This window comes from Streptosporangium sp. NPDC000563 (assembly GCF_040299985.1).
In the GTDB taxonomy this organism is placed as follows: Bacteria; Actinomycetota; Actinomycetes; order Streptosporangiales; family Streptosporangiaceae; genus Streptosporangium.
Genome location: NZ_JBEPDA010000028.1, coordinates 46843 through 72115 on the forward strand (window position 1 = coordinate 46843; position 25273 = coordinate 72115).

Genomic DNA, 25273 nt, shown 5'->3' on the forward strand with positions numbered 1-25273 from the left:
GACTCGCCCGCGTGGGACGCCCTGCTCCCATACCAAGGTCGTCTTTGTGTGAGGGCGCGTTTCGGGTGCCCTCGCGTAACAACGGGACGCACGCCAGGATGAGGGCATGCGTCACCTTTATCTGAATGGAGCCTGGCAGGCGTCCGCGTCGGGCGAGAGCATCGACGTGATCAACCCCGCCACCGAGGAGCGGATCGACAGGGTTCCCGCAGGGGCGCCCGCCGACGTCGAGGCCGCGGTGGCCGCCGCCCGCGCCGCCTTCCCCTCCTGGTCCGCGACGCCTCCCGCCGAGCGGGGCAGGATCCTCGCCTCGGCCGCCGACCTGATACGCGAACGCTCCGACCAGATAGCCAGGATCATCGCCACGGACATGGGCGCGCCGTACGGCGTGGCGATGAGGGTGCACACGCTGATGCCGGCCGGTGTGCTGGCCTCGTACGCCCAGCTGGCCGAGACCTACGACTTCGAGGGCGGGCAGGTCGGCAACTCCCGCGTCTTCAGGGAGCCGGTCGGGGTGGTCGCCGCGATCACCCCCTGGAACTACCCGCTCCACCAGGTCGTCTGCAAGGTGGGCGCCGCGCTCGCCGCGGGCTGCACGATCGTGCTGAAGCCCAGCGAGGTGGCACCGCTGGCGGCCTTCGCGCTCGCCGGGATCCTCGACGAGGTCGGACTGCCCGCCGGGGTCTTCAACATGGTCAGCGGTCACGGCCCGGTGGTGGGTGAGGCGCTGGCCGCGCATCCCGAGGTGGACATGGTGTCGTTCACCGGCTCCACCCGGGCCGGACGCCGGGTCGCCGCGCTCGCGGCCGAGACGATCAAGCGGGTGGCCCTGGAACTCGGCGGCAAGTCCGCCAGCCTGATCCTGCCGGACGCCGACCTGGCGGCGGCGGCGAAGGCGACGGTGGCCAACGCCTTCGTCAACTCCGGCCAGACCTGTTCGGCATGGACCCGCATGATCGTCCATCGCGACCGGTACGACGAGGCCGTCGGTCTCGCCGTCGAGGCCGCGGGGAGATACACCGTCGGCGACCCCTTCGACGAGGCGACCAGGCTCGGCCCCCTGGTGTCGGCGGCCCAGCGTGACCGGGTCGTCCGTTACATCAACAGGGGCGAGGAGGAAGGTGCCCGGCTGGTCGCGGGAGGCACCGACCGGCCCCTGGAGCGCGGCTTCTACGTCGAGCCGACGGTGTTCGCCGGGGTGGAGCCGGGGATGGTGATCGAGCAGGAGGAGATCTTCGGCCCGGTCCTCACGATCATCCCCTACACCCGGGGGGAGGACGAGGCGGTCGCGATCGCGAACGGCACGCCGTACGGCCTGGCGGGCGCGGTGTGGGCGGGCAGTGAGCAGCGTGCGGTCGAGGTCGCCAGGCGGCTGCGCACCGGCCAGGTGGCGGTCAACGGCGGCCGGTTCAACCCGCGGGCGCCCTTCGGCGGCTACAAGCAGTCGGGTATCGGCCGCGAGCTGGGCGAGTTCGGGCTCGAGGAGTATCTGGAGATCAAGGCCGTCCAGCTCTGACGGCCGCCCGGCGACCACCGGGGATCGGCCCGAGGTCGCCCTCACGTGACGGCCGCCCGGCGACCACGGAGGTCAGGGGGCCTGGAGCAGGACCTTCCTGGCGGCGTCCCTGGCGAGCCTGTCCACATACAGCCTGCCGTCGAGGTGGTCGGTCTCGTGCTGGAAGCAGCGCGCCAGCATGCCGCGGGCCCTGATCCGGATCGGCCGCCCCAGCCGGTCCAGGCCGCTCACGGTGACTCCCGCGGCCCGGGGCGTCCTGGCGTAGATCGGGGTGCCGGTCTCGCGGCCGGGAACGGACAGGCAGCCCTCCTCGTCGAGGACCTCGGCGTCGTCGTCCACGGTCAGTTCCGGGTTGATCACATGGCCCTTGCGGTTGCTGCAGTCGTAGACGAAGATCCGCTTCGACACGCCGATCTGCGGACCGGCCAGGCCGACACCCTGAGCGGCGTACATCACGGCGAACATCTCGTCGATCATGCGCCGCAGGTCGCGGTCGAATTCGGTGATCGGTTCGGCGGGTGTGCGCAGGACAGGGTCACCGACCACTCGGATGTCACGCATGTGGGAACTCTCTCTTGTAAGGGGCGGGGAAGTGCTGCGGCCATTACTCTAGTCGGGGGCCGGGTGGAGTCGCCCGCGCACACCTGCGAAACTGTGCGGGTGCGCGTCTACATCGGTGCCGACCATGCCGGCTATGAGCTCAAGAACCACGTCGTCTCCTGGCTGAAGGAGAACGGCCACGAGGTCGAGGACTGCGGTCCCTTCGTCTACGACGCGGAGGACGACTACCCGCCGTTCGTGCTGCGCGCGGCCGAGGGCGTCGTGGGCGACCCGGGCAGCCTGGGTGTCGTCATCGGTGGCTCGGGGAACGGCGAGCAGATCGCGGCCAACAAGGTGCGCGGCGTCCGGGCCGCCCTGGCCTGGAGCGAGGAGACCGCGAGGCTCGCCCGCGAACACAACAACGCCAACGTCGTCAGCGTCGGCGCGCGGATGCACGAGCCGGAGGAGGCGATCCGGTTCGTCGAGACCTTCCTCGGCACCGCCTACTCAGGGGCCGAGCGGCACAACCGGAGGATCGCGCAGCTCGACTCGTACGAGACCATCGGCCAGCTCCCGCCGCTGCCGTAGTCCTCACCGGTGGCGCTCGCGGGGCGGTGACTCCCCGCGCGGCGCCTCCCGGCGCGGCCCGCTCCGCGCGGGCTCCTTGCGGGGTGGCGTCTCGTCGCGCAGGGGGCGGCGATCCGCGGCCTCCTGCTGCTCGCGCGACGGGCGTGAGACGTCTCGCGCCCGCATCGCGGTGATCGCGGTGATCTGCAAGCTCTGCAGTGCCATGCCGGTCACCATAACCCGCTCGGGCCCACCCTCAGAAGAGCCCCCGGAAGGGTCCTCGGAAGAGCCGTCAGAAGACCAGGCCGGCCCAGGGAGCGGGGCCCCACGACATGGCGGTGGACAGCTCTCGCAGGGCACCCGCACGCGACTCCCGCACCACGCCCGCCGCGAGCAGCGCCGCCAGCGGGCGCCCGCCCAGGTAGGCGGCGCCCAGTACGGAGACGGGCAGGGTCAGGTCGGCGGGGTCCTCCGAGGGGGCGCAGCGGGCGCCGGAGGTGTCGGCCGTGAGCCGCCAGCGGCGCGCGTTCCACGGGCACACCGTGTCCTCGACCTCGATCACCACATCCACCGGCGCGCTGTATCGGCGGGCGGGAAGGGCACGCTCGACGTCCACGACGCGGATCCACAGGTCGTCCAGCCAGAGCGCGTGAAGTGCGCGCGGCTCGGCGAGCAGGTGGATCAGCGGGTCGTCCGCGGGCCGGCTCGGGGCGAAGACGTGAGAGACCAGGTCGCGGTCCAGGACGTGGCGCCAGAGCAACGCGTAGGCGGCGGGATCGAGGCCGAACAGCTCCTTGAGCCGCAACTCGCCCGCGGGAAGGTCGTGGTCGTCGAAGGATGCCTTGATCCGGAAGAGCGCGTAGCCGCGCGGGCCGCCGTCGTCCTCGGCGACCACGGCACGCAGCGGACCGGCGCCGCCCTGGTCGGACTCGTGGTCGCTCAGCACCGCGTCCCAACGCGCGGCCGGGCGGTCGTACAGCCCGGGGCGCTCCTCGAACGCGGACTCGTAGATCTTCTCGAAGACGGACCTGGCGTCCGCCGGTTTGACGATGCGCAACCGCAGGGTGGGATCGACCGGGGCGTTCCGGGTGAAGGCCGCTTTCGCCGTGGGGATACGGAAGAGCAGGTTGTCGGCGGCCCTGCCGTAGCCGTAACGACCGTAGATCGCGGCCTCGGCCGCGTAGAGCGCGGCGACGGCCTCACCTCGCTCGTGGAGATCCGACAGCTGGCGGGTCATCAGCGAGGAGAGGATGCCCCGGCGCCGGTGCGAGGGCAGCACGCCGACCGCGGTGACGCCGCCGACGGGGATCGGGCCGCCGGGCACGTTCATGCTGAAGCTGAGCGCCGCAGCGGTGCCCACGAGCAGGTCGCCGTCGAACACGCCGAGCGAGCGGTCGAACTCGGCGATGCGCCTGAAGAGCTCCTGCCGGTGTTCGGGGACGGCGATGCCGAACGCCTCCTCGTCCAGGGTGTTCCAGGAGGACCATTCGGCTTTGCTGATCGGGCGCATGCTGAGAGTCATCTGTCAAACGGTAGTAGGGGACAAACGGGTCTGGCCATCTAATATCCCTGCTTAATGATCAAGGCGTTGGTCAAGTGGGCTGCCCAAAGGGGGGATAGCCCGATACAGTCGAGCGCATCATGAGTTCCCGTCCGGTGCCGCTGCTCCCTCCGGCGCTCCGCGCGTTCCTGGTCCGCATCCCGCTTCTCGTCCCCATCGTGCGATTCCTGCGGCGCGGCCCTCTGGCACGTGACCGGAACCTGCTCATCACCCTGATTCTGCTCACCCTGCTGATCGGCGGGCTGGCCGCCAGGGTCTCCATGGAGTGGTTCTCGCCGGCGTTGATGATCCCGATCACCCTCGTGGCGGGGCTCCAGCTCCGGCTGAACAGTCTCGTCAAGCTGCTGTGCGCGGTCGCGGTCTCCCTGATCTACGTGGCCGTGGTGCGGGGAGTGGGACACATCGGCCCCGGCCTGCTGGTCACCTTCGGCTTCACCGCGGTGCTGGCCGCGCTGATGGCCCGCACCCGCGGCAAGCTCGGTGTGCAGGGCCTGCGCGGCGACGCGATGCTGCTGGAGTTGCGCGACCGTCTCAAGAGCCAGAGCGACCTGCCCCCGCTGCCCAAGGAGTGGGGTTCCAAGGTCGTTCTCAAGCAGGCCGGAGGCTCCTCCTTCGGAGGCGACTTCCTGGTCTCCATGCGCGAGGGCGACATGATGGATCTCGCCCTGGTCGACGTGTCGGGCAAGGGCGTCGACGCGGGCACCCGGGCACTGCTGCTGTCGGGCACCTTCGGCGGGCTGCTCGGCTCGGCCACCGACTTCCTGCCCGCCTGCAACACCTATCTGCACCGCCAGCGCGAGGCCGAGGGCTTCGTCACCGCGGTCCACCTCCGGCTCAACCTCGTGACGGGCGAGTACGTCATCACCTCGGCCGGCCATCCTCCGGTGGTCAAGTTCGAGTCGGGGACCGGGACGTGGCGGGTCTCCACGGCCAAGGGGGTCGTCCTCGGTGTCGTGCCCGACCTGCACTGCGAGGTCGACCGGGGGATGCTGCGCAAGGGCGACGCGCTCATGCTCTACACCGACGGCCTGATCGAGCAGCCGGGGCGCGACATCGACGCCGGTCTCGACCGCCTGCTCGGAGAGGCCGAGCGCCTGATGCCCTCGGGGTTCCGCGACGGTGCCCGCAACCTGGTCGCCTCCATGTCGTCGGGCCACAACGACGACTGCGCCCTCATCCTCATCTGGCGCCCCTGAATCCGGCGTCGCCGGGGGAAGGCCGTCGGGGGAAGGTCAGAGCCACCCCGAGTCGCCGGCGATGCGTACGGCGTCGAGGCGGTTGCGCGCCTGTGTCTTGCACATGATCCGCGACAGGTGGTTGCGGACCGTTCCCACGGAGAGGAACAGCTGGTCGGCGATCTCGCCGGACCTGGCCCCCTGCGCGACCAGCCTGAGCACGTCGAGCTCCCGGCGGGTCAGGGGGTTCTCCGCCGATCTGAGGGCGGCCACCGCGAGCTCGGAGTCGACCGCGCGGCGGCCGGCCGCGACCTGGCGGACGCCGTCGGCCAGCTGCTCGGGGCCGACCTCCAGGCTCATGAACCCGAGCGCGTGGACGGCGAAGGCCCGGCGGACCTGGACCGGACGGGGAGTGCGCGACAACAGGAGGACCCGGCAGCCGGGAGCCCTCTCGTGCAGCCGGAGCGCGACGGTGAAACCGCAGACGTCCGGCAGTTCGAGATCGATGACCGCCGTCTCCGGGGTGTGCCGCAGGACGGCGGGAAGCACGTCCTCCCCGGTGGAGACGTCGGCCACCACTTTCATGTCGTTCTCGTTCTCCAGCGTCGCCACCAGTCCGCGCCGGACCAGGGGAAGATGCTCGGCCACCAGGATCCCGATCAAAACGCCCCTCTCTCCCGCCCTCACCCTCATCAAAGAGTGTTCGTGCGATCGCTGAATGTCAACGGAGTGTGTCCGATCGGCGAAGGATGGGCAATGGCCCGGACCGGCCAGGAACAGCCGGTGACGCCGCGCTCCGCGTCGGCGTGGGGGACGGATACTTGGGCTAACCTCTTATGGGGCATTGTCGGTGAAACCGCGATGGGAGTACGAACCTGTGAGCTGGCTCTCCGTGGTCGGGGTCATTGTCTTTCTCGTGGGGCTGATGGTGTCCATCGGGCTGCACGAAATCGGTCACCTGGTGCCGGCCAAGCTGTTCGGTGTCAGGGTCACCCAGTACATGGTCGGGTTCGGTCCGACCATGTGGTCACGTCACAAGGGCGAGACCGAGTACGGCATCAAATGGCTCCCGCTCGGCGGATACATCCGCATGATCGGCATGCTGCCGCCCCGGCCCAACGACGCCCCTGGCAAGGTGCGCTCGGTCTCCACGGGTCCCTGGCAGGGCCTGATCGAGAACGCCCGCGACGTCGCCCTCGAGGACGTACGACCGGGCGACGAGGACCGGGTGTTCTACCGCAAGCCCTGGTGGCAGAAGGTCATCATCATGTCCGGCGGCCCGGCGATGAACTTCGTGCTGGCGTTCATCCTGTTCGGCGTCGTGCTCATGGGGTTCGGCATTCCCACGCAGAAGACCGAGATCGCCTCGATCCCGCAGTGCGTGAAGACCGCCGCCGACTACGCCAAGAACCCCGAGTGCACCGCGGCCGACATGCCCAGCCCGGCCAGCGTGGCGGGGTTGCGGCCGGGGGACGTCATCGTGTCCGTGGCGGGTATGCCCGCCACGAGCTGGGACGTCGCGACGCGGGCCATCCGCGACCACGGCGCGGGTCCGGTCGAGATCGGTATCAGGCGGGCCGGTCAGGAGCTGACCGTGACCGCCGGCCTCATCGCGCAGGACCGTGAGTCGCTGGACGAGCCCGGCAAGATCGAAAAGGGTGTCGGCTATCTCGGGGTGAGCCCGAAGATCGTCATCGAGCAGCAGAGCTTCGGCGCCGTCGCCGAGCACATGGGGGACCTCACCTCGGCCACCGCCGCCGCGCTGCTCAGGTTCCCCGAGAAGATGGTCGGCGTCTGGCACGCCGCCTTCTCCGGCGACGAACGCGACAAGAACGGCCCGATCGGTGTCATCGGCGTGAGCCGTATCGGCGGTGAGATCGCCGCGGCCGCGATCCCGCTGGAGAACAAGGTCGTCGTCTTCATCAACCTGCTGGCGGGCTTCAATCTGGCGATCGGCCTGTTCAACCTGATCCCGCTGCTTCCCCTGGACGGCGGCCACATCGCGGGCGGCCTGTGGGAGGGGCTCAAGCGCGGTTTCGCCCGTGTGACGCGCCGCCCCGCGCCCGGCCACGTCGACATCGCCAAGGCGCTTCCCCTCACCTACGCGATCGCCTTCCTGATGATCATCATGGCGGGCCTGCTGATGTACGCCGACCTGGTCAATCCGGTCCGCCTGTCCGGCTGAGCGTCTCCCGCCCAGGCGTCCCGTGCGCGCCGATCTTCCCGGTCCCGGCCCGAGGCGGCGTCGTGCGCGCCGTCGCCGCAGGGCCGGAACACGCGGCACATCCGTCCTTAGCGGCTAGGGTGGCGCCGTGAACGAGGGGACGCCTGGAGCGGTGATCGACGTGGCCCTGTTCCGGCTGCGTCGAATCTGGTCGCGGCCGTTGCGGCCGCGCAACGCCGGGGAGCCGCAGCGGCCGGTGCACATGTCGAACGTGATGGTCGTGCACGCCGTGCACAAGCTGAGCCTGGACGTGCCCGAGGTGACCGTGGGCGCCGTCGCCGAGCAACTGGGCGTCGATCCGTCGACCGCCAGCAGGTTGGTCAACGACGCGGTCGGCGCGGGGTTCGTGGAGCGTGAGGAGTCGGCCGTGGACGCCAGGCGGGCCAGGCTCGTGCTGAGCGAGCGGGGCCGCCGCGTGCTGGAGGTGGTGGTCCGTCACCGGCGCACCTACCTGGACGGCCTGATGGCCGACTGGGACGAGCCGGACCGCGAGGCGTTCGCCCGGCTGCTCGGCCGTTTCGCCGAGGCCGCCGTGGCCCGTCCGGCGAACCTGGCCAACCTCGACCGGCTGATCGCCGAGACCCTCGCGGAGACCTCCGCCCCGGGCTGAACCGCACCCTCTCGGGTCCGGTGTCTTCGCGGGGCCTGTGCGGCCTCCTGGTCGCGTAGGCTCCCGCCGGGCGGCGTCGGAGGTGAGCGGACGGGGGGCGCGCCTCTCGGTATATGTGTTTAGTCATCATGTTCTCCAACAAGTGAGACTTGGCCCGCTACCTGCCCCTTAACAATCCCACCGAGGGCATATAGGCGAGTCCACGAGTAAAGTCGGCAATTCGCCCTGCGATCGCTTCGATCGACCCTTCGCGACAGCCGGGACCGGATCAAGAAGTGTCAATATTCGCCCGGGTCGACCGGTGGATCGGTGATGAAAATCCGGCACGCGGCCAAAGGTTTGTCATCGGATCATTCGGGCCGAGTGTGGCTTTTCGCCGCTCGATCCAGATTCTTTCTTCAAGCGGTCATGCTTTCCCATCGCCCGAGACCGGTGTTCTCCGATGCCGGGTTCGCCGCCATTCGGGGATTCGCCGGTGCTCGAATTACTGTGGAGGGGTTTCGGCGTTCGTCGTGACGGCCCCCCACGTCGGTCGCGCCGAAAAGTGATCGAGCTGGATGGATCAGGAAAGAAGGCGTTCCCAGGTGCGCGCGAATTCAGAGAGAATACTTGTCGTCGGGGCCGGGGTAAGCGGGTTGACCAGCGCGCTGTGCCTGGCCAGGGAGGGGTTCCGCGTCACCGTCGTCGCGGAGCGATTCGCCCCCGACATCGTCTCGGTCGTCGCGGGCGCGCTGTGGGAGTGGCCACCCGCGGTGTGCGGCTACCACCACGACCAGATCTCGCTCGCCCGCTCCAAGGACTGGTGCGTCACCTCGTACGAGATGTTCGAGAGGCTGGCCAGGGCGAAGGTTCCCGGGGTGGCGATGCGAAGGTCCAACTTCTATTTCAAGCACCCCGTCGAGGAGAACCCGCACGACCTCCACAAGATGCGGGAACTCGCGGGGAAGGTGCGCGGCTTCGTCCGCGACCGGACCCTCGCCGAACGCAACGGCGTCAGCCCCGACTACGGCGTGGTCGACGCGTACTCGCACCTGGCGCCCATGATCGACACCGATCAGTACATGGCGTGGCTGATGCGGCAGGTCAAGATCCACGGTGTGCGGGTCGAACGGTACCGGGTCGAGGGCCTGCTGGCCGAGCGGAGGGAGGAACTCCTCGACCGCTTCGACGCCGAGGTGATCGTCTGCTGCGCGGGCCTGGGCACCGCCGCACTCCGCGGCATCGGCATGTATCCGCTGCGCGGCGCGCTGGTGCGGGTACGCAACGACGGGCTTCGCGGACGCCGGGTCCGCGAGGCCCACTGCGTCTCCCACGACGAGGAGAACAAGGACGAGCAGGACATCGTCTTCATCGTGCCGCGCAATCCGAGACTCCTCGTTCTCGGCGGGCTGGCGGAAAAGGACGAGTGGGACACCGGAATCAATCTGGAGAACCACGCTCCGGTACGGGAGATGTACGAGCGATGCCTCGCCTTCATGCCCGCGCTGCGACACGCCAGGCTGGATCCCGACGAGCCGGTACGGGCGGGACTGCGGCCGTTCCGGGCCGAGAACGTCTGCCTTGAGTGGGACGACGAGGAAAAGGTCGTCTACAACTTCGCGCACGGCGGGGCCGGATTCAGTTTTTCCTGGGGCTGCGCCCAGGAGGCCGTCGGTCTGGTGCGCGCGGCGATAGAGGACCGCAAGTACTCGTATTCCTTCTAGTGGACCTCGCCAGAGAGCGGATAGGCGTCAAAAATGCGGAGAACCGTCAAGTGCTTCCTGGCCGCGAACTCGGCCCTCGTGCTCACCGCGTGCCTGCCATTCGGTGTCGTGAACACCGGTGTCATGTCGTCGCGGCATTCAGGACCGCCCGTTCCCCATGAAAGCCCTTCGCCCACGCCTCGTTCCGAGCACACCCCGCCGGCCCGGTTCCCCCTCCTTCGCGTCGGCGACAGGGGAGCCCAGGTCCAGCAGATCCACCGGCGCCTCGACCGGCTGGGGTTCGGGCCGGGAGACGTCGGCGACGAGTACCGTCCCGCGCTGCGCGCGGCCGTGTGGGCCTTCCAGAAGGCGAACGGACTGCCTGCCACCGACCAGATCGACCCGCGGACCTGGCGAGCGCTCTCCCGCCCGGCGCGCCTCAAGCCGCTGGTGCCGTACGGGGAGCCCACGAGGGTGGAGATCGACCTGCGCCGCCAGTTGCTCACCGCGTGGAAGGACGGCAGGCCCGCGCTGGTCTCCCACATCTCAACCGGAAACGGCGAACACTACTGCAAGAAGGGCCACTGCGGGGTCGCGGTCACGCCCACCGGTGACTTCCGAGCCTGGTACCGGACGCCCGGATGGACGAGCGGGCCGCTGGGCGACCAGTTCTACACCATCTATTTCAACCAGGGCATCGGCTTCCACGGCTCGGAGCGGGTCCCGCGGCACCCCGCGTCCCACGGATGCATCCGGGTGCCGCTGCACAACGCCAAGGCGCTCTACGACATGACCCCGATCGGCACTCCCGTCCACGTCCGCCGTCCCGAGGCTCCCGAGCGCTCGAAGTCCTCCGAGCGCCCTGTGTCTCCGGCGTCTCCGGCGTCTCCGGCGTCTCCGGCGTCTCCCGGGCGGGACACGGACCGGCCGAAGACGCTTTGAGAACGCCGCCGCACAGTCCGCCCCCGGCCGTTCGGGCCGGGGGCGGACTCATGTCCGGCACCTCGGGCCCTCCCGGTCCGAACGACCCCCGGCACCGGGTCGAACCACCGGGGCCGACGGGTCACGGGAAAAGATTCGAACCCCGGCCACCAGGCAGGACAACCATATTCAAGAACTGTCAAGGGTGCCGTGAAACCGACGCGAAACCATCGTGAAACTGCACTCGGAAAAGCTGACTCCGCCAGCAAGGAACAACCCCGAAAGGAGGTGTTTCAGATGCGGAGTGAGGTCTACGCCCCGAGCGAGGTGTACGCCCCCAGCGAGGTCTACGCGCCGAGCGAGGTGTACGCGCCCAGCGAGGTCTACTAATTCGGTGAATTGAACGCCGATATCTGGCGGGAGAGGATTTCATAAGTCTTCTCCCGCCTTTTAACCATACTTGACCATGTGATCGGCTGATCCGGAAAAGAGTGGGGCATTGGCGGGCTTGCACACGTATACGCGCGCGGACGACGTCGCGTGGGGGGATCTGGAGTTCCCGCCCGTGGTCGAGTTGGACATCGTCGGACTGCGGCGCAACTGGAGCGCCTGGTTCACGCTGACCTCCACGGTGGACGGGCCGCTCTGCGCCGAGAGCACCCCCCTGTTGCTCGCTCTGCTGCGCGACGAGAACCAGGACGAACTGCTTCCGCACTGCTCCCTCATCCTGCAGGGAGACTCGCGGTCCTGGCTGGCGAGGCAGGCGAGGCAGGACGTGTTCCTGGGGGACTCGCCGGCGGACGTGGCGGCGAACACCGGCCTGGAACCGTGGCTGTTCCTCAGCCGCCAGATCGCCGAGTGGCCGCATCAGTCCGTACCACGGCGCGCGGTGCTCGTCAGGATCCTCACGCAGCTCGGGTTCTACCGGCTCGCGGCGGAGCTGACCGCCGACGGCGCCGAGGGCACCCACCCCGCGGGCGACCACCTCGCCTACGAGACCGCGCGGGCGCTGCGCCAGCATCTGCGCGACTCCGCGGTGACGGACGCCTTCGCCAGGCTCGCCACAGAGGGAGAACTGCCGGTACCGCGCGTGCTCTCGTGCACCCAGCTGATCTCGATCCTGTTGCGGGACAGGGGAGGCGAGCGCGGGAGCGACTACTGGATGGCGTACGGCCAGGAGCTGTTGCCCACCCTGAACGAGGTCGAGCCCTGGTCGCGCGCGCTCACGGTGAGCAGGTTCTGGCGGGCCGCGGCCTTTCACCGGATCACGGAGAAGGACGAGTACGGGGCGCGGGAGGCGATGGACGCGGCGTACGAGGCGGGTGCCGAGGCCGAGAGCCTCGCCGCCGACTCGCAGCAGTGGCACAGCGCCCGGGAGAACACCAGGCTGCTCCTGGACGTGACCGTGAAGGCGGGCACCATGCTCCACCCCGCGGAACACGTGGAACGGGCGGCCGAGCAGCTGTTGCGGCTGGACGGCAACGAGCCCTCCGCACGCTACTTCGCCGGCGCCTGGTTCCAGCGCGAAGGCGACCTCAAGCGGGCGGCCGTGGAGTTCGAGCTCGGTGCCCAGGCGGGTGGTCTTCGAGGAGCCGGCGCGGCCTACAAGGCGGTGCTCTGCCGGCGGCGGCTGGGAGACGCGGACGGAGTCGCGCGCACCACTCGCCTGCTCTTCGAACTCGACCCCGCCGCGCTGCTCCCCGAGGACTCCGTCCCGGAGGGCGTGAGCGCATGACGACGAGGGAGGTCCCGGGCGCCGGAGACCTGCGGACCACGGCGGAACCGAAGGTCTCCGGCGCGCCACCGGGCGGGCACGGAGGGCGGCGCCTGGGCTCGAAGATCTCCAGCGGCCTCGGCCGCAACTTCTGGCTGCTCTGGGGAGGCTGGTCGGTCTCGAGCGTGGGAAACGGCCTGACCGTCACCGCGCTGCCGCTGCTGGCCGCCGACCTCACCAGCGATCCGGCGACGCTCTCCCTCGTCGGGATGGCGGACAAGCTTCCCTGGCTGCTGCTCGCCCTGATGGGAGGCGCGCTCGCCGACCGCTGGGACCGGCGCCGGGCGATGTGGGTGTCGGACGCCGTCCGGTGCGCGATCCTCATCGTCCTGTTCGTCGCGGTGCTCGGCGGCTGGGCCTCGATCCCGCTCCTCATGGTGATCGCCTTCAGCATCACGTCGATCGAGACCGTCTACGACAGCTCGCGCTCGGCGATCCTGCCGATGGCCGTCTCGCAGGACCGGGAGGCGCTTGAGCGGGCCAACAGCAGGCTGATGACCGCGAACACGGTCGCGCTGAAGTTCCTGGGACCGGCGCTCGGCGGTGTGCTCTACACCGTGGGCCGGGCCGTACCTGTGGGCGTGGACGCCGTCAGCTTCGCCCTGAGCTCCCTCTTCTCGTTCCTCATGCGCGGCGATTTCCGCACCGACGGTGTCCGGGCGGCGACGACGTCCGGCGCGAAACCCCGGCGCGCGATGCGCGAGGAGATCGGCGAGGGGGTGCGCTGGCTGGCCCGCCATCGCGTGCTCCGGGTGTTCACCCTGGTCGCGGGTCTCACCAACATGTGCACGGTCGGCCAGTTGGCGATGCTGGTGCTGTACGCCCGCCAGGTCATGCTGATCAGCGACGTGGCGTACGGTCTGCTGCTCGCCTCGGTCGCGGTCGGCAGCGTGACGGCGGGTTTCACGTGCCGGATGTTCACCCGCCGGCTGGGACCGGCGAGGTCCGCGCTCGGCGGGGCGATGCTGGGCGCGCTGGGCTTCACGATCCTGGGGTTCACCGGTGAGGTCGCCTTCGTCGCCCTCGGCCTCGCCGTCACCGGCTACACCGCGATGACCTGGAACGTCACGACCGTTTCGATCCGGCAGGCGATCGTCCCCAAGGAGCTGACCGGACGGGTGAGCAGCGTGAACAGGCTCGTGGCCTTCGGGCTGATGCCGGTCGGCATATTCCTGGCCGGTCAGATCGCGACCCACGCCGACCTGGAGACCGTTTACCGGGTGGGTGGCCTGTTCGGGGCGGCCGTGTCGCTCATCGGACTGTTGACGCTTTCCAACGCCGCAGTCGAGAGGGCCCTGCACGAGGCGGGGGCCAAGTAGGCGATCGACCGGTGTACGGCTGAGCCCGTGCCCTCGTCGGCGCGAATCCCAAGAATGGAGAACGGTGGCATGGCACTCGAAACATCGACGGCACGCGAGATCAAGGTGAGCCGGGAGCGCGTCTGGCAGGCCTGGACCGACCCCAAGGAGGTCCGCGCCTGGCTGAACCTGCACGACGCGAGCGTCCCGGTCGAGCCGGGTGATCCGCTTCGCTGGCACTTCAACCGGGGAGGGAGGGTCGACCTCGTCTTCACGGCGACGCTGCGCGAGGTCGACCCCGGTTTCTCGTGCTCCTACGACTGGGACGTGCCGGGGAACGACGAGCCGACCTCCGTGGAGGTGGAGTTCGTCCAGGTCGACGAGGACAGCACCGAGGTGAAGGTACGCCACTCGGGTTTCAGTGACTCGGTCCGCTCCCGGGTGGAGTTCGACGCCTACGACCACCACTGGTGGCACTACCTGGAGCGGCTCGCGGCCTACCTGGAGCACCGCCCGTTCCAGTTCCACAAGACGCTGACGCCGCCCAAGACGGGCATCATCCCGCTGGGGGTCACCCCGGAGACCGGGATGGTCGTGCAGGACGTGGCGATCAACTCCGCCGCCGAGTTCGTCGGGATCCAGCCCGGCGACGAGATCCACGCCATCGACGGCGTCACGCTCAAGGAGATGGAGGACTTCCACCGTTGGCTCGACGACGCGGTACCCGGGCAGAAGGCGACGTTCACCCTCCAGGACCGCACGGTCGAACTGGTGCTGCGTCCGTTCACGGCATGACGTCCCGACGATGATCAGCGTGGACGGCTTCCGGGCCGCACTCGCCCGGTTTCCCAGCGGCGTCACGGTCGTCACGGCCCGGGGGGAGCGGGAAGGCTCGCACGGTCTGACCGTGAGCGCCTTCTGCTCCGTCTCCGCCGAACCTCCGCTCGTCCTGGTCTGCCTGGCGCGGTCCGCACGCACGCTGCCCGCCATACGGGAGTCGGGACGCTTCGCGGTGAGCATGCTCCGCCAGCACCACGACGACGTGGCGCGCCTGTTCGCGACGACGGCCCTGGACAAGGTCAAGGGTGGGTGGGGAGCACTCACCCCGGACGGCCCGCCGGTCGTCCCCGACGCGCTCTTCTCACTGGAGTGCACCGTGCACAGTGTGCTCACCGCGGGTGACCACGAGGTCGTCATCGGCGCGGTACAGGCGTACAGCGTGCGTGACGGTGCTCCGCTGATCTACTACAGGAGGGCCTTTCACCCTCTCGCCACCGTCTTTCCCGGAGGTCGCCCAGGCGACCCGTCCATCCCTCGGGACGACGCGCGTCCGGGCGAGGCGGGCGAGTTCAGGGATGGGAACGCACACCGGAGTCGCGCGTCCTGACACGTCGGCGGATCGGCGCCCGCGCGACCGATCCGCCGTGCCGCGCGCGGAGCAGTATCGTGACCTTCATCTGAAAGGAGGATCGGGAAGACGGGCTCCTCGAAGGAGGGCGCCGCATCCTGACGACCAATGGAATATCGCCACCTCGGGCAGAGCGGCCTGATGATCAGTGAAGTCACCTTCGGAAACTGGCTCACCCACGGCGAACTGGTGGATCGGGACCAGGCGGTCGCGTGCATCCGGGCGGCACTCGACGCGGGCATCACCACCTTCGACACCGCCGACGTCTACGCGCGGGGAGCGGCCGAGGAGGTGCTGGGCGCCGCGCTCGACGGGGTGAGACGATCGTCGCTGGTCCTCGCCTCGAAGGTCTGCCTGCCCACCGGCGAGGGACCGAACGATCGTGGCCTGAGCCGCAAGCACGTCGTGGAATCCTGCGAGGCGTCCCTGCGCCGGCTGCGTACCGACTACCTCGACCTGTACCAGGCGCACCGTTTCGACGAGACGACCCCGTTGGAGGAGACGGTGATCGCCTTCGACGACCTGGTACGCCAGGGCAAGGTCCTCTACCTCGGCGTCTCCGAGTGGACGGCCCCGCAGATCGCGTCGGCGCTGGCCATCGCCGGCGAGCTCGGGCTGCGCAGCCGCATCGTCTCCAACCAGCCGCAGTACAACATGTTGTGGCGGGTCGTCGAACCGGAGATCGTCCCGCTGTGCCTGCGCGAGGGCATCGGCCAGCTGGCCTTCCAGCCGCTCGCGCAGGGGGTGCTGACCGGCAAGTACCGGCCGGGCCAGGAGCCGCCGGACGGGTCGCGGGGAACGGCCGGCGGGCGGGCTCCCACCTTCATCAGGAGGGTTCTGGGCACGACGCTCCTCGAACGTGTGCAGGCCCTGCTCCCGCTCGCGGGGGAGTGTGGCCTCTCGGCGGCCCAGCTCGCGATCGCCTGGGTGCTTCGGCAGCCGGGGGTCTCCTCGGTGGTCGCCGGTGCCACCAGGCCCGAACAGGTGACCGAGAACGCCTCGGCGTCCGGCAGGACGATCGACGACGCCGTCCTGAAGCGGGTGGACGAGGTGCTCGGGGACCTCGTCGACCGGGATCCCGCCAAGACCGCGAAAATGATGGCGGTGAAGCCGAGCTGGATGAAGGCCGACGCGGAGAACGGCTAACCGCGGGCGTCCGCGTGATCTCACCTCGTGACCTCACCGCGGTTCGCCGAGCCGGGGCGCGGGGGCAGCTCGAAGGCAGCTCGGGGCAGCTCGGTGTCCGCCGGAAACGCCGGTTACGGACATGACGTTATGAAGACATAACGTCATGTCCGTAACTCATGCGAGATATATCCGCTTATGACAACTTTTCAGCTTGAGGTAAAAGCCACAACTGTGTCCAGCATTTACGTATAATGGCCGGAAGCAGACAAGAGGTATGGGGGCTACCGGATGGCTGTGCGTTTTCATGTTCTCAGGCACGTTGAAATCACCGTGGACAGGCACATGGTCGGCTTGGGGCGCCGCCGGTGCGAGCGGTTCACGTTCATGTCGCCGCGCGTCCAGGAAGGGCACGCCACAGGGCGGCCGCGCGCGATCAATCGGGAGGATCGCCGCGCGAAGGGCGGTCACATCCCGCTCGTACGGACCTTGACCGGGAGCACAGGGCGGGATCCGGCCTTCGGCTGAAGCGGCCGCGCTCGCCGGAGTGGTGTGACCTGAGCCGCGCCGGAGCGCGCCCGCGATGGTCTCCCCGGGACCGTACGCGCTGTCGGAGGGCTCGCAGCGGGTCCCGTCCCGTCGCCCATGGGGCGAAGGCGGTTCACGACCTCTTTCTGGTCCCCTTTCCGGGCCTTCCCATCGGGTGCGAGACCGGTGAGATCCGCGATTCACGTTTCCGGCCGAGCCGCCGGCCACCCGTTCCGAGCGCGGCGGCACAGTTCCGCCCTGATCGAGGTGGCGCTTCGTCGAGACGTCGTACGCGCCTGTCATCGACCGGCACCTCATGTTCCCGATCCGTGCGCGACCGTCGTTCCGTGACGGCATGCACGGCGGAGAAGACGACATTCCCATGAAGAGGCTGACGTCCCTTTCCCACCCGCGAAGGAAAACACATGTCGCCTAACACCCTCCCGGAGGGCGAGGTACAGTTCCACGTTCTCGGGGATCTGGCGGTTACCGTGAACGGCGTCGAAGTGCCGATGCCGGCCCAGAAACCGCGAAAGTTGTTGAGCATACTGCTCAGCAGAGCGGGGCAGTCGGTGCCCGTCGGGATCCTGTCGGATATTTTGTGGACCGAACAGCCCAAGAATCCGCGGAAGGCGATGCAGGTCTACGTGTTCCGCCTCCGGCATGTTCTCGGCCACGACCGGATCCAGCAGCGGGGTGAGGGCTACGCGCTGGTCACGCATCCCGACGAACTCGATGTCCACAGGTTCGAGGCGCTCGCCAAACAGGCGCTGAACGCCATGCTCTCCTCCGACATAAAGGATCTGGCGCGCTGTTCGGCGGAGGCGCTCGACATGTGGCGCGGCAGGCCGTACGCGGACCTGGCGGAGAGCGCCGTCGCGGACCACGAGGTCAGCCGGCTGGAGGAACTGCGAACCTCACTGCTGGAGCTGCGTATCGGCGCGGACATCGGCCTCGGGAACCACTTCGAGACCATACCCGAGCTGCGCGGCCTGATCATGCGTTTCCCGTTCCACGAACGGTTCCGCACCCTGCTGATGCTCGCCCTCTACCGGACCGGTCGCCAAGGGGAGGCGCTGGAGGTGTTCCAGGAGACCATCGTGCTGCTCGACCGGGAGCTGGGAATCCTGCCGGGTCAGGAAATGAGCACGATGCACACGCGAATTCTGCAGTCCGACCCGTTCCTGATGTCCGTCGACGCCGTACTGGAATGTCTGGGAGAGGTCGGCCTGAAGGCCGCGCATCGGTGAACCAGGGGCCGGTGCCGTTGACGAGGGGTGCGGAGGGCTGGACGCGCCGCGATCCGGCGCGGTGCGCAGACCTGGCCGTCGCACCCCGGTTCCGCAGACCTTCGGTGTGCCTTCGGGCGACGGGACACCTACCCCGGCGATAGTTGTGCCTCGTCCCTCGCCCCGTATCGTCCCCACCAGTGATCCCGACGGTGTGAGGAAGGATCGGCATGAGCGACGACGCGGTGCGACGCGTTTTCCGGACGGTCGACTCGTTCGACCCCGACGAGTTCGTGCGGTTGCTGGCCGAGGACGCCACGTTGGTGTTCGGCAACGCCGAGCCGATGGCGGGACGCGAGGCCATCGCCGCCGGGTTGCGGGACTTCTTCTCCACCATCGGCGGCCTGCGGCACAGGATCGTGCGGAACTGGCAGGTGGACGCCGACATCATCGCCGAGACCGAGGTGACCTACCGGCGGCTCGACGGCACGGACGTCGGCGTCGTGGCCGTATCGATCTGGCGCACCCGCGACGACGGCCTGATCTCCGACTACCGCATATTCGTCGACCTCGCCCCCCTCCAGGCGGGCGGGGGCGCCGCCCGGCCCGCGTCCACGGGCGCGGCGCCCACCTTCGCCCACGGGGGCGCCCAGGGGTGAGCCGCCGCTCACGCGACCGGGCGCCGCTCCCGGAGATCAGTACATCGAGATGTGCGGATGGTCGAAGTGGTTGGCCGTGATGCCGCCTCGGTTCGACATGAACCTCCAGCCGGAGCCGTGGTTGATGCGCTGGCGCCAGATCACGTACTTCACGCCGAGTTTGGCCTTGTTCTTGATGGCCCAGGCGGCGATCTCGTCGCCGAGCGCGAGATTGGCGGCCGTGGGCATCGCGCCACCGGCGCTCATCATGAAGTCGCAGGCACGGCCCAGAGGATGCTCGCCGCCGTCGTTGACGGCCCGGTAGCAGCCGACCGAGTACGGCAGGTTGAAGCGCCTCATGACGGCGTCGCGCATGATCCGGGTGCGGTCGGTGATGTTGTCGGCGCCGGTGGGCAGCTGCGGCGCCCAGCTGCCGTCGGCGCGACGGCCGGAACCGGTGGGGGCGAGCCGGTCGAGCTTGTTCTTCATGTCGCGGATCAGCTTCTCGGCCTTCTCGCGCTGTGCCTGCACCTCCTTGGCCTCGTCGCCGATCTCGTCGGTGAGCGTGGCGGCCGTCTCGGCCGCCCGCTTCCTGCGTTCGATGCTGTTGACGAAGCCCTCCAGGTGGGCGGCCTGCTGGGCGGTGAGCTGCTCCATCACCGCGGCGGCGCCCATGTCGCCGGAGAACATCAGCGCGGGCAGCCCTCCGCCGCTGCTCTGGTAGCGCAACTGGACGATGGAGTCGACCTCCCGCTTGGCCTCGACGTAGGTCTTCTCGGCCTTTTCCAGGTTCTGCTTGGCGACGATCTCGGCCTTCTGCGCCATCTTGAGCGACTCGCGGGTGGCCGCGTAGGTCTCGATCAGCTTGTCGACCTGCTTGCCGAGCTTGGCCAGCTCGGCGCGGAGCTTGGCCTCGGTGGGCTTGGGGTCCGCGCTTCCGGCGGTGGGGGCGCCGATGGTGAACACGACGATCGAGCTCAGGCAGAGGGCCAGAGACGCACGCCGACGGAACGTGGGGGACGGGGCCGCCACGCACTCTCCTCTCCTTACGCCTACCGGGTTAGCTGACGGGTTCGGGCTGGAGGAAGCCCTTCCACCGAAGTGGTTTCACCCCAGGTGCGGTGGTTCCCCGGCTCCCGGGCAAGGTGCCCGGGATTAGGCAAATCAGCGTTTACAGCCGATGTGGGAAGGATAGTAGTGGTAAACAGCAGGTCATGCGACCTCAAGACGAGACCAAGCGGTAATCAGTTCGTGACAACAGAGCGCAGCAGTTGTGCTGTCGCCTCGGGCGACACGTCGTTCACGAAGGCGCCCATCGCCGACTCCGACCCGGCGAGGTATTTCAGCTTGTCCGGCGCGCGGCGGATGCTGAACAGCTCCATGTGCGCGTACGACAGATCGCGGCCGGTGGAGACCGGTGCCTGGTGCCAGGCCGCGACGTACGGCATGGGCACGCCGAAGATCCCGTCGAGGCGGCGGAGCACGTCGGTGTAGAGGGGGCCGAACGCCGCGCGTTCCCCGGCGTCCAGCGCGACCAGGTCGGGGACCCTGCGGTGCGGGTAGAGGTGGACCTCCACGGGCCAGCGCGCCGCGGCGGGGACGAAGGCCGTCCAGTGCTCGTTCGAGCCCACCACCCGGATCTCGGCCGCACGCTCCGCGGCCAGGACGTCGGCGAACAGGTTGCCGCCCGTCCGCTCCCTGTGGCGCTCGGCCGCCCCGAGGGTGAGCCTGGTGCGCGGGGTCACGTAGGGGTACGCGTAGATCTGGCCGTGCGGGTGGGCCAGGGTGATGCCGATCTCCGCCCCCCGGTTCTCGAAGCAGAAGACCTGCTCCACGCCGGGCGTCGCCGACAGCTCCGCCGTACGGTCGACCCAGGCCTCCATGACCAGTTCGACCTGCTCGGGGGAGAGCCGCGAGAACGCGGAGTCGTGCTCGGAGGTGAAGCAGACCACCTCGCACCTGCCGACCCCCGGACGGACCTCGCTCAACCCTCCGATCGGCCGGTGGTCGCCCGGCTGGGCGGAGAACGAGGGGAACCGGTTCTCGAAGACCACCACCTCGTAGTCGGAGGAGGGGACCTCGGTGAGATTGCCCGGAGTCGAGGGACAGAGCGGGCACTCGTTGGCGGGGGGCAGGAAGGTGCGGCCCTGGCGGTGCCCGGCCACCGCGATCCACTCCTCGGTGAGCGGGTCGTAGCGCAGCTCGGAGGCGGCGGGACGGGGCGGCAGGTCGCGCCGGTCGGATGCCGTGCGGTCGGCGTCGTCGCGCCGGTCGAAGTAGAAAAGCTCCCGGCCGTCGGCCAGGTGGGTGATCGTACGCTTCATCGGCCGGCGATCTCGCTCTCGCGCTGGGGTTCGGTGATGATCATCTCGCCCACCGAGGCGGCGAGCTCCTCGCGGGCCTTCTCGGTCATGCCGGAGTCGGTGACCACGATGTGGGCCTCGGCCAGCTCGGCGATCGTGCTGATGCCGACCGTGCCCCACTTGGTGTGGTCGGCGAGCACCACCAGGCGGTGCGCGGAGGCGACCAGTTCGCGGTTGGTCTCGGCTTCGAGCAGGTTGGGGGTGGTGAACCCGGCGCGGGTGCTCATACCGTGCACGCCGAGGAAGAGGGTGTCGACGTGCAGGCCGCGGATCGCCGAGACCGCGACCGGACCGACCAGCGCGTCGGAGGGGGTGCGGACCCCGCCGGTCAGCACGACCGTGTGGTCGGCCCTGGGGGAGCGGTGGAAGACGTCGGCGACCCGGATCGAGTTGGTGATCACGGTCAGCTCGGGCACGTCGACGAGCTGGTGGGCGAGCGTCCAGGTCGTGGTGCCCGCGGAGAGCGCGACGGCGGTGGCCGGCCGGACGAGCCGGGCGGCATGCCGGGCGATCGTCTCCTTCTCCGCCTGCTGGCGCACCGACTTGGCGGCGAAACCCGGCTCTTCGGTCGAGCCGGGCCCGGTGGCGGTGGCGCCACCGTGGACCTTCTCCACCAGACCGCGTTCGGAGAGCACCTCAAGGTCGCGCCGGATCGTCATGTCGGACACGCCGAGCTCCCGGACGAGATCGGCGACCCTGACCCCGCCGCTGCCGCGCACCCTTTCCAGGATCGCCTGCTGTCGCTGCTGGGCGAGCATCGCCTCACTCCCCTTAATCCATCAGATTCCACCAAAATACCACGAGCAGGTGGGGGAGGTTGTTGGATTGTGGTGGCCGGCCGCTCACAGTCGATCAAGCTCCGCCGCGATGTTCGCCCTCGCCGTCCCCTCCAGATCGGCGATGTGGAAGATCACAGGAAGATCGAGCAGCGAGCGCAGCACCGTGGCCCTTCCCGCCCTGAACACGTCGTCGGGGACGAAGTCGTACTCCTCGCGCACGGCCGCCGCGTAGGCGGCGTAGACGTCGGGGGAGGAGCCCAGGATCGCCAGGTCCGCGTCGGACAGCACGGCCCCGTCCGCGTCGCCGGACGCGGGTGCGTGCGTGACGGTCATCCTGACCAGCCGGGCGACCGTCGCCACATCCTCCGCGGGCACCCCCAGCTCCGGCAGCGCGCGCTCGGCCAGCCTCGCGCTCCGCTCCTCGTTGTCCGCGCGCCGCGGGTCGTAGACGGCGTCGTGGAACCAGGCAGCCATCCGTACCAGGTCCGGGCGCCTCGCGTGGTCGGCGAGGGCGTCGACATGGGTGAGCACCGCCTCCAGATGGGCGGTCGTGTGATATCTGCGGTGCGGCTCGTCGTACCGGGTGATCAGTTCGCGGCCGAGGGGGTCGGCCCCCGCGCCGGCGAGGGATCGCCAGCGGGCCATCAGCTTCTCGCTCATGTGACGGAGCCTAGAGTCCGGTGACGGAGCCGGGAGTCCGGCCTGACGGGTGAGGAGCCCGGTCACGCGTCCATCCAACGGGTGGGGAACGTCAAGACGGGGGAAACGCCGGGGAAATACGGTCCGCCGGAGCCGGACGGATCGCCGTCCAGGCCTTGTGCGACGGACGTTCCAGGAGGAATGTGAAGGTCTGGGCGAGTGAGATCGAGTCCCGTACGGATCCGGAGGAACCTCGGCGAAGGGGTGGTCGGCATGGGCAGACGAGCACGCAAGGCCAGGGCGCGCAAGAAGCGCAGGGCCAACCACGGCCGGCGGCCGGCGGCGGGCTGACGGCACGCGCTCCGATGGTCAGGCGCGGCGGCCCCAGGAGGCGAGCAGCAGGGTCTGCGGGTCGGTGCCCGAGTGAGGCTGCGGGTGCTCCCCGGTGGCCGCGGCCTGCCGGTAGCCGGGCTCGGCGTCGCTGAACCAGGTGGCGCAGGCCTCGACCAACTCGGGATCGAGACGCTCGTCGGCACCGATGGCGCGGGCCAGGTCCCACGTGTGGATGAGCGCGTCGGCGAACAGTTCGGTGATGTACTCCCGGCCGGACACGTCGCCGAACGGCAGGTGGACGAGGCGGCCGAGGGCGTGAACGCCTGTCGCCGCCTGGATGGCGGGTACGGCCGATGTGTCGAAGGCCTTGATGGGATCGTCGCCCAGCAGGTCTCCGTCGAAGGCGTCGCCGACGTCCGCGGAGGTCCCCCCGGCCAGCAGCACGGGAGCCCACAGGTTCTCGCCGACCACGTGGTTGACGAGAGCACGCACGTCCCAGTCGACGCACGGGGTCGGGTTCTCCCACTGCTCGGGGCCGATCCGGTGGACAAGAGCGCCGAAGTCGTCCAGTGCGCGGTGGTAAGCCTCGGGTACGTCGATGGTCATCATGCCCCTCCCGATGCCCTCCCGGGTCTCCTCCCGGCTCTCATCTTGACCGTAACCCCTGAACAGCCAGTAGTCATCGCGTCAACGGACATGACCGGCATGCCCGAGGTGCCCAAGGAATTCCGTAGGGTGCACACCTGACCGGGGGACTTCATTCCACGGTCAGATCGACGTCAGCAGTAAGTCACGATATTTTGCGAAACTTCATCTCATGCGCACCATGACTTTCACCAGGGCGACCGCCGCGGCGGTCACCGGTCTGCTCCTCCTGCCCCTCTCCGTGGTTCCGGCCACCGCCGAATCCGGCCACCGGGGCATCACGCTGACCTTCCTCGGCCGTCACACCGCCGGAACCGCCGGGGCCTCGGAGATCACCGCGTACGACGCCTCCACCCGCAGGGTCTTCGTGGTGAACGCGCAGGCCGGTACCGTCGACGTGCTCGACATCCGCGACCCGCGCAAGCCGCGCAAGGTCGCCACCCTGGCCACCCCCGGAGCCAACAGCGTCGCGGTGCGCCGCGGCCTGGTCGCCGTGGCCCAGCAGGCCGCGGTCAAGACCGACCCGGGCACCGTCGCCTTCTTCGACGCCGCGAGCGGCAAGAAGCTCAGGCAGGTGACCGTGGGCGCGCTGCCCGACATGCTGACCTTCACTCCGGACGGGACCCGGGTGGTCGTGGCCAACGAGGGCGAGCCGTCCTCCTACTGCGAGGGTGAGGCGGCCGACCCCGAGGGTTCGGTGAGTGTCGTCGACCTGCGCCGCTGGACGGTGCGGACCGCGGGGTTCGCGAAGTTCGACGCCGAGCGGCTGCGGGCCAGGGGAGTGCGGATCACCGGCCCCGGCGCCACCGCGGCCCAGGATCTGGAGCCGGAGTACGTCACCGTCGACGGCGACACCGCTTATGTGACCCTTCAGGAGAACAACGCGCTCGCGATCGTCGACCTGAACCGGGTCGTGGTTCGCGACGTCGTCCCGCTGGGACTGAAGGACTGGTCGAAGAGCGGGTTCGACGCGTCGGACAGGGACGGGAAGATCGACATCAGGCCCCGGCCGGTGAAGGGCATGTACCAGCCCGACGCGATCGCGCACTTCCGCGACCGCGGGCGGAGCTACCTGGTCACCGCCAACGAGGGCGACGGGCGCGAGTGGGGCTGCCACGCCGACGAGGTCAGGGTCAAGTCGCTGAACCTCGCGCTGCCCGACGCGGAGAACCTCAAGAAGGACGCCGAGCTCGGCCGGCTGAACGTGGCCGTCGACTCGCCCAGGGACGCGAACGGCGCCTACACCGAACTGCACGCGTTCGGCGCCCGCTCGATCTCGGTCAGGTCCACCTCGGGAGCGCTCGTCTGGGACTCCGGCGACCAGTTGGAGCGGCTCGTCGCCAGGGAACTGCCCGGCGCCTTCAACGCCGACAACGAGGAGAACGACTCCTTCGACAGCCGCAGCGACAACAAGGGCCCCGAGCCCGAGGGGATCACGGTCGGTGAGGTGCGTGGCCGGACCTACGCCTTCGCCGGGCTGGAGCGGGTCGGTGGGATCGTCGCCTACGACCTGGGCGACCCGCGCGCCCCGCGTCTGGCCGGCTACGTCAACACCCGTGACTTCACCGGCTCGGTCGAGGACGGCACCGCCGGGGACGTCGGTCCCGAGGGCGTGCTGTTCATCCCCGCCTCCGACAGTCCCACCCGCCACCCACTTCTGGTGGTCGGCAACGAGGTCAGCGGCACCACCGCCCTCTACGAGATCCGCTGAGGGCTCG

At 69.3% G+C, this 25273-nt stretch carries 25 protein-coding genes and 1 riboswitch; of the genes, 16 read left to right on the top strand and 9 right to left on the bottom strand.

The annotated features are described in order from the left end of the window. Window positions 1-106: 106 nt before the first annotated feature. Window positions 107-1516 (top strand): aldehyde dehydrogenase family protein, encoded by a 1410-nt coding sequence (locus ABT352_RS35930; protein ID WP_350949492.1) that lies wholly within the window; start codon window positions 107-109, stop codon window positions 1514-1516. A 72-nt stretch (window positions 1517-1588) separates the two neighbouring features. Here the strand turns inward: ABT352_RS35930 and def are convergent, their stop codons facing one another. Further along, on the bottom strand, window positions 1589-2077 hold the full coding sequence (def, locus tag ABT352_RS35935) for a peptide deformylase (protein ID WP_350949493.1): 489 nt from the start codon (window positions 2075-2077) through the stop codon (window positions 1589-1591). Between the two features lie 99 nt (window positions 2078-2176). Here def and ABT352_RS35940 point away from each other — a divergent pair, with 99 nt between their 5' ends. Next, window positions 2177-2644 carry a ribose-5-phosphate isomerase gene (locus tag ABT352_RS35940; RefSeq protein WP_350949494.1) on the top strand — a complete coding sequence of 156 codons (468 nt, stop codon included), beginning with the start codon at window positions 2177-2179 and terminating at the stop codon, window positions 2642-2644. 3 nt (window positions 2645-2647) lie between these two features. On the opposite strand, the gene ABT352_RS35945 is transcribed toward ABT352_RS35940, so the two are convergent. Further along, window positions 2648-2848, bottom strand: coding sequence for a hypothetical protein (locus ABT352_RS35945; protein ID WP_350949495.1), 201 nt, complete (start codon window positions 2846-2848; stop codon window positions 2648-2650). A gap of 67 nt (window positions 2849-2915) precedes the next feature. Beyond that, on the bottom strand, window positions 2916-4145 hold the full coding sequence (locus tag ABT352_RS35950) for a GNAT family N-acetyltransferase (protein WP_350949496.1): 1230 nt from the start codon (window positions 4143-4145) through the stop codon (window positions 2916-2918). A 119-nt stretch (window positions 4146-4264) separates the two neighbouring features. Here ABT352_RS35950 and ABT352_RS35955 point away from each other — a divergent pair, with 119 nt between their 5' ends. Then, on the top strand, window positions 4265-5380 hold the full coding sequence (locus tag ABT352_RS35955; protein ID WP_350949497.1) for a PP2C family protein-serine/threonine phosphatase: 1116 nt from the start codon (window positions 4265-4267) through the stop codon (window positions 5378-5380). A 36-nt stretch (window positions 5381-5416) separates the two neighbouring features. Here the strand turns inward: ABT352_RS35955 and ABT352_RS35960 are convergent, their stop codons facing one another. After that, complete coding sequence (locus ABT352_RS35960; protein WP_350949498.1) at window positions 5417-6022, bottom strand: response regulator transcription factor; 606 nt, start codon at window positions 6020-6022, stop codon at window positions 5417-5419. A 214-nt stretch (window positions 6023-6236) separates the two neighbouring features. On the opposite strand from ABT352_RS35960, the gene ABT352_RS35965 reads away from it, so the two are divergent. The 11 genes from ABT352_RS35965 (at window position 6237) to ABT352_RS36015 (ending at window position 18817) form a co-directional block, all read left to right on the top strand. After that, window positions 6237-7544 carry a M50 family metallopeptidase gene (locus ABT352_RS35965; RefSeq protein WP_350949499.1) on the top strand — a complete coding sequence of 436 codons (1308 nt, stop codon included), beginning with the start codon at window positions 6237-6239 and terminating at the stop codon, window positions 7542-7544. A gap of 127 nt (window positions 7545-7671) precedes the next feature. Beyond that, window positions 7672-8193, top strand: a complete 522-nt coding sequence (locus ABT352_RS35970) for a MarR family winged helix-turn-helix transcriptional regulator (RefSeq protein WP_350949500.1) — start codon at window positions 7672-7674, stop codon at window positions 8191-8193. 557 nt (window positions 8194-8750) lie between these two features. Next, window positions 8751-9896, top strand: a complete 1146-nt coding sequence (locus tag ABT352_RS35975) for an FAD-dependent oxidoreductase (RefSeq protein ID WP_350949501.1) — start codon at window positions 8751-8753, stop codon at window positions 9894-9896. 33 nt (window positions 9897-9929) lie between these two features. Beyond that, on the top strand, window positions 9930-10817 hold the full coding sequence (locus ABT352_RS35980) for a L,D-transpeptidase family protein (RefSeq protein ID WP_350949502.1): 888 nt from the start codon (window positions 9930-9932) through the stop codon (window positions 10815-10817). 487 nt (window positions 10818-11304) lie between these two features. Beyond that, the gene (locus ABT352_RS35985; RefSeq protein WP_350949503.1) at window positions 11305-12531 is read left to right on the top strand and encodes a hypothetical protein; all 1227 of its coding nucleotides are present in this window, start codon (window positions 11305-11307) and stop codon (window positions 12529-12531) included. Beyond that, window positions 12528-13889: an MFS transporter gene (locus ABT352_RS35990; RefSeq protein ID WP_350949504.1), complete on the top strand. Its 1362-nt coding sequence runs from the start codon at window positions 12528-12530 to the stop codon at window positions 13887-13889. The genes ABT352_RS35985 and ABT352_RS35990 overlap by 4 nt, the downstream gene beginning before the upstream one ends. A gap of 69 nt (window positions 13890-13958) precedes the next feature. Further along, complete coding sequence (locus ABT352_RS35995) at window positions 13959-14663, top strand: SRPBCC domain-containing protein (RefSeq protein WP_350949505.1); 705 nt, start codon at window positions 13959-13961, stop codon at window positions 14661-14663. Window positions 14664-14673: 10 nt separating this feature from the next. Beyond that, window positions 14674-15255: a flavin reductase family protein gene (locus ABT352_RS36000; RefSeq protein WP_350949506.1), complete on the top strand. Its 582-nt coding sequence runs from the start codon at window positions 14674-14676 to the stop codon at window positions 15253-15255. Between the two features lie 129 nt (window positions 15256-15384). Then, window positions 15385-16422: an aldo/keto reductase family protein gene (locus ABT352_RS36005; protein WP_350949507.1), complete on the top strand. Its 1038-nt coding sequence runs from the start codon at window positions 15385-15387 to the stop codon at window positions 16420-16422. 1019 nt (window positions 16423-17441) lie between these two features. Next, complete coding sequence (locus ABT352_RS36010; RefSeq protein WP_350949526.1) at window positions 17442-18179, top strand: AfsR/SARP family transcriptional regulator; 738 nt, start codon at window positions 17442-17444, stop codon at window positions 18177-18179. Window positions 18180-18388: 209 nt separating this feature from the next. Then, window positions 18389-18817, top strand: a complete 429-nt coding sequence (locus ABT352_RS36015) for a nuclear transport factor 2 family protein (RefSeq protein ID WP_350949508.1) — start codon at window positions 18389-18391, stop codon at window positions 18815-18817. A 36-nt stretch (window positions 18818-18853) separates the two neighbouring features. Here the strand turns inward: ABT352_RS36015 and ABT352_RS36020 are convergent, their stop codons facing one another. The 4 genes from ABT352_RS36020 to ABT352_RS36035 form a co-directional block, all read right to left on the bottom strand. Next, complete coding sequence (locus tag ABT352_RS36020; RefSeq protein WP_350949509.1) at window positions 18854-19828, bottom strand: coiled-coil domain-containing protein; 975 nt, start codon at window positions 19826-19828, stop codon at window positions 18854-18856. A 3-nt stretch (window positions 19829-19831) separates the two neighbouring features. After that, window positions 19832-19968, bottom strand: a riboswitch (cyclic di-AMP (ydaO/yuaA leader). Window positions 19969-20040: 72 nt separating this feature from the next. Continuing rightward, the gene (gene galT, locus ABT352_RS36025) at window positions 20041-21120 is read right to left on the bottom strand and encodes a galactose-1-phosphate uridylyltransferase (RefSeq protein ID WP_350949510.1); all 1080 of its coding nucleotides are present in this window, start codon (window positions 21118-21120) and stop codon (window positions 20041-20043) included. Continuing rightward, window positions 21117-21917, bottom strand: coding sequence for a DeoR/GlpR family DNA-binding transcription regulator (locus tag ABT352_RS36030; RefSeq protein WP_350949511.1), 801 nt, complete (start codon window positions 21915-21917; stop codon window positions 21117-21119). The genes galT and ABT352_RS36030 overlap by 4 nt, the downstream gene beginning before the upstream one ends. A gap of 84 nt (window positions 21918-22001) precedes the next feature. Continuing rightward, window positions 22002-22598 (bottom strand): HD domain-containing protein, encoded by a 597-nt coding sequence (locus ABT352_RS36035; RefSeq protein ID WP_350949512.1) that lies wholly within the window; start codon window positions 22596-22598, stop codon window positions 22002-22004. 198 nt (window positions 22599-22796) lie between these two features. Here ABT352_RS36035 and ABT352_RS36040 point away from each other — a divergent pair, with 198 nt between their 5' ends. Continuing rightward, window positions 22797-22928 carry a hypothetical protein gene (locus ABT352_RS36040; RefSeq protein WP_350949513.1) on the top strand — a complete coding sequence of 44 codons (132 nt, stop codon included), beginning with the start codon at window positions 22797-22799 and terminating at the stop codon, window positions 22926-22928. A gap of 18 nt (window positions 22929-22946) precedes the next feature. Here ABT352_RS36040 and ABT352_RS36045 read toward each other — a convergent pair whose 3' ends face one another. Continuing rightward, window positions 22947-23516, bottom strand: a complete 570-nt coding sequence (locus ABT352_RS36045; RefSeq protein ID WP_350949514.1) for a TIGR03086 family metal-binding protein — start codon at window positions 23514-23516, stop codon at window positions 22947-22949. 211 nt (window positions 23517-23727) lie between these two features. Between ABT352_RS36045 and ABT352_RS36050 the strand changes: the two genes are divergently transcribed. Continuing rightward, window positions 23728-25266, top strand: a complete 1539-nt coding sequence (locus ABT352_RS36050) for a choice-of-anchor I family protein (protein ID WP_350949515.1) — start codon at window positions 23728-23730, stop codon at window positions 25264-25266. Window positions 25267-25273: the final 7 nt, after the last annotated feature.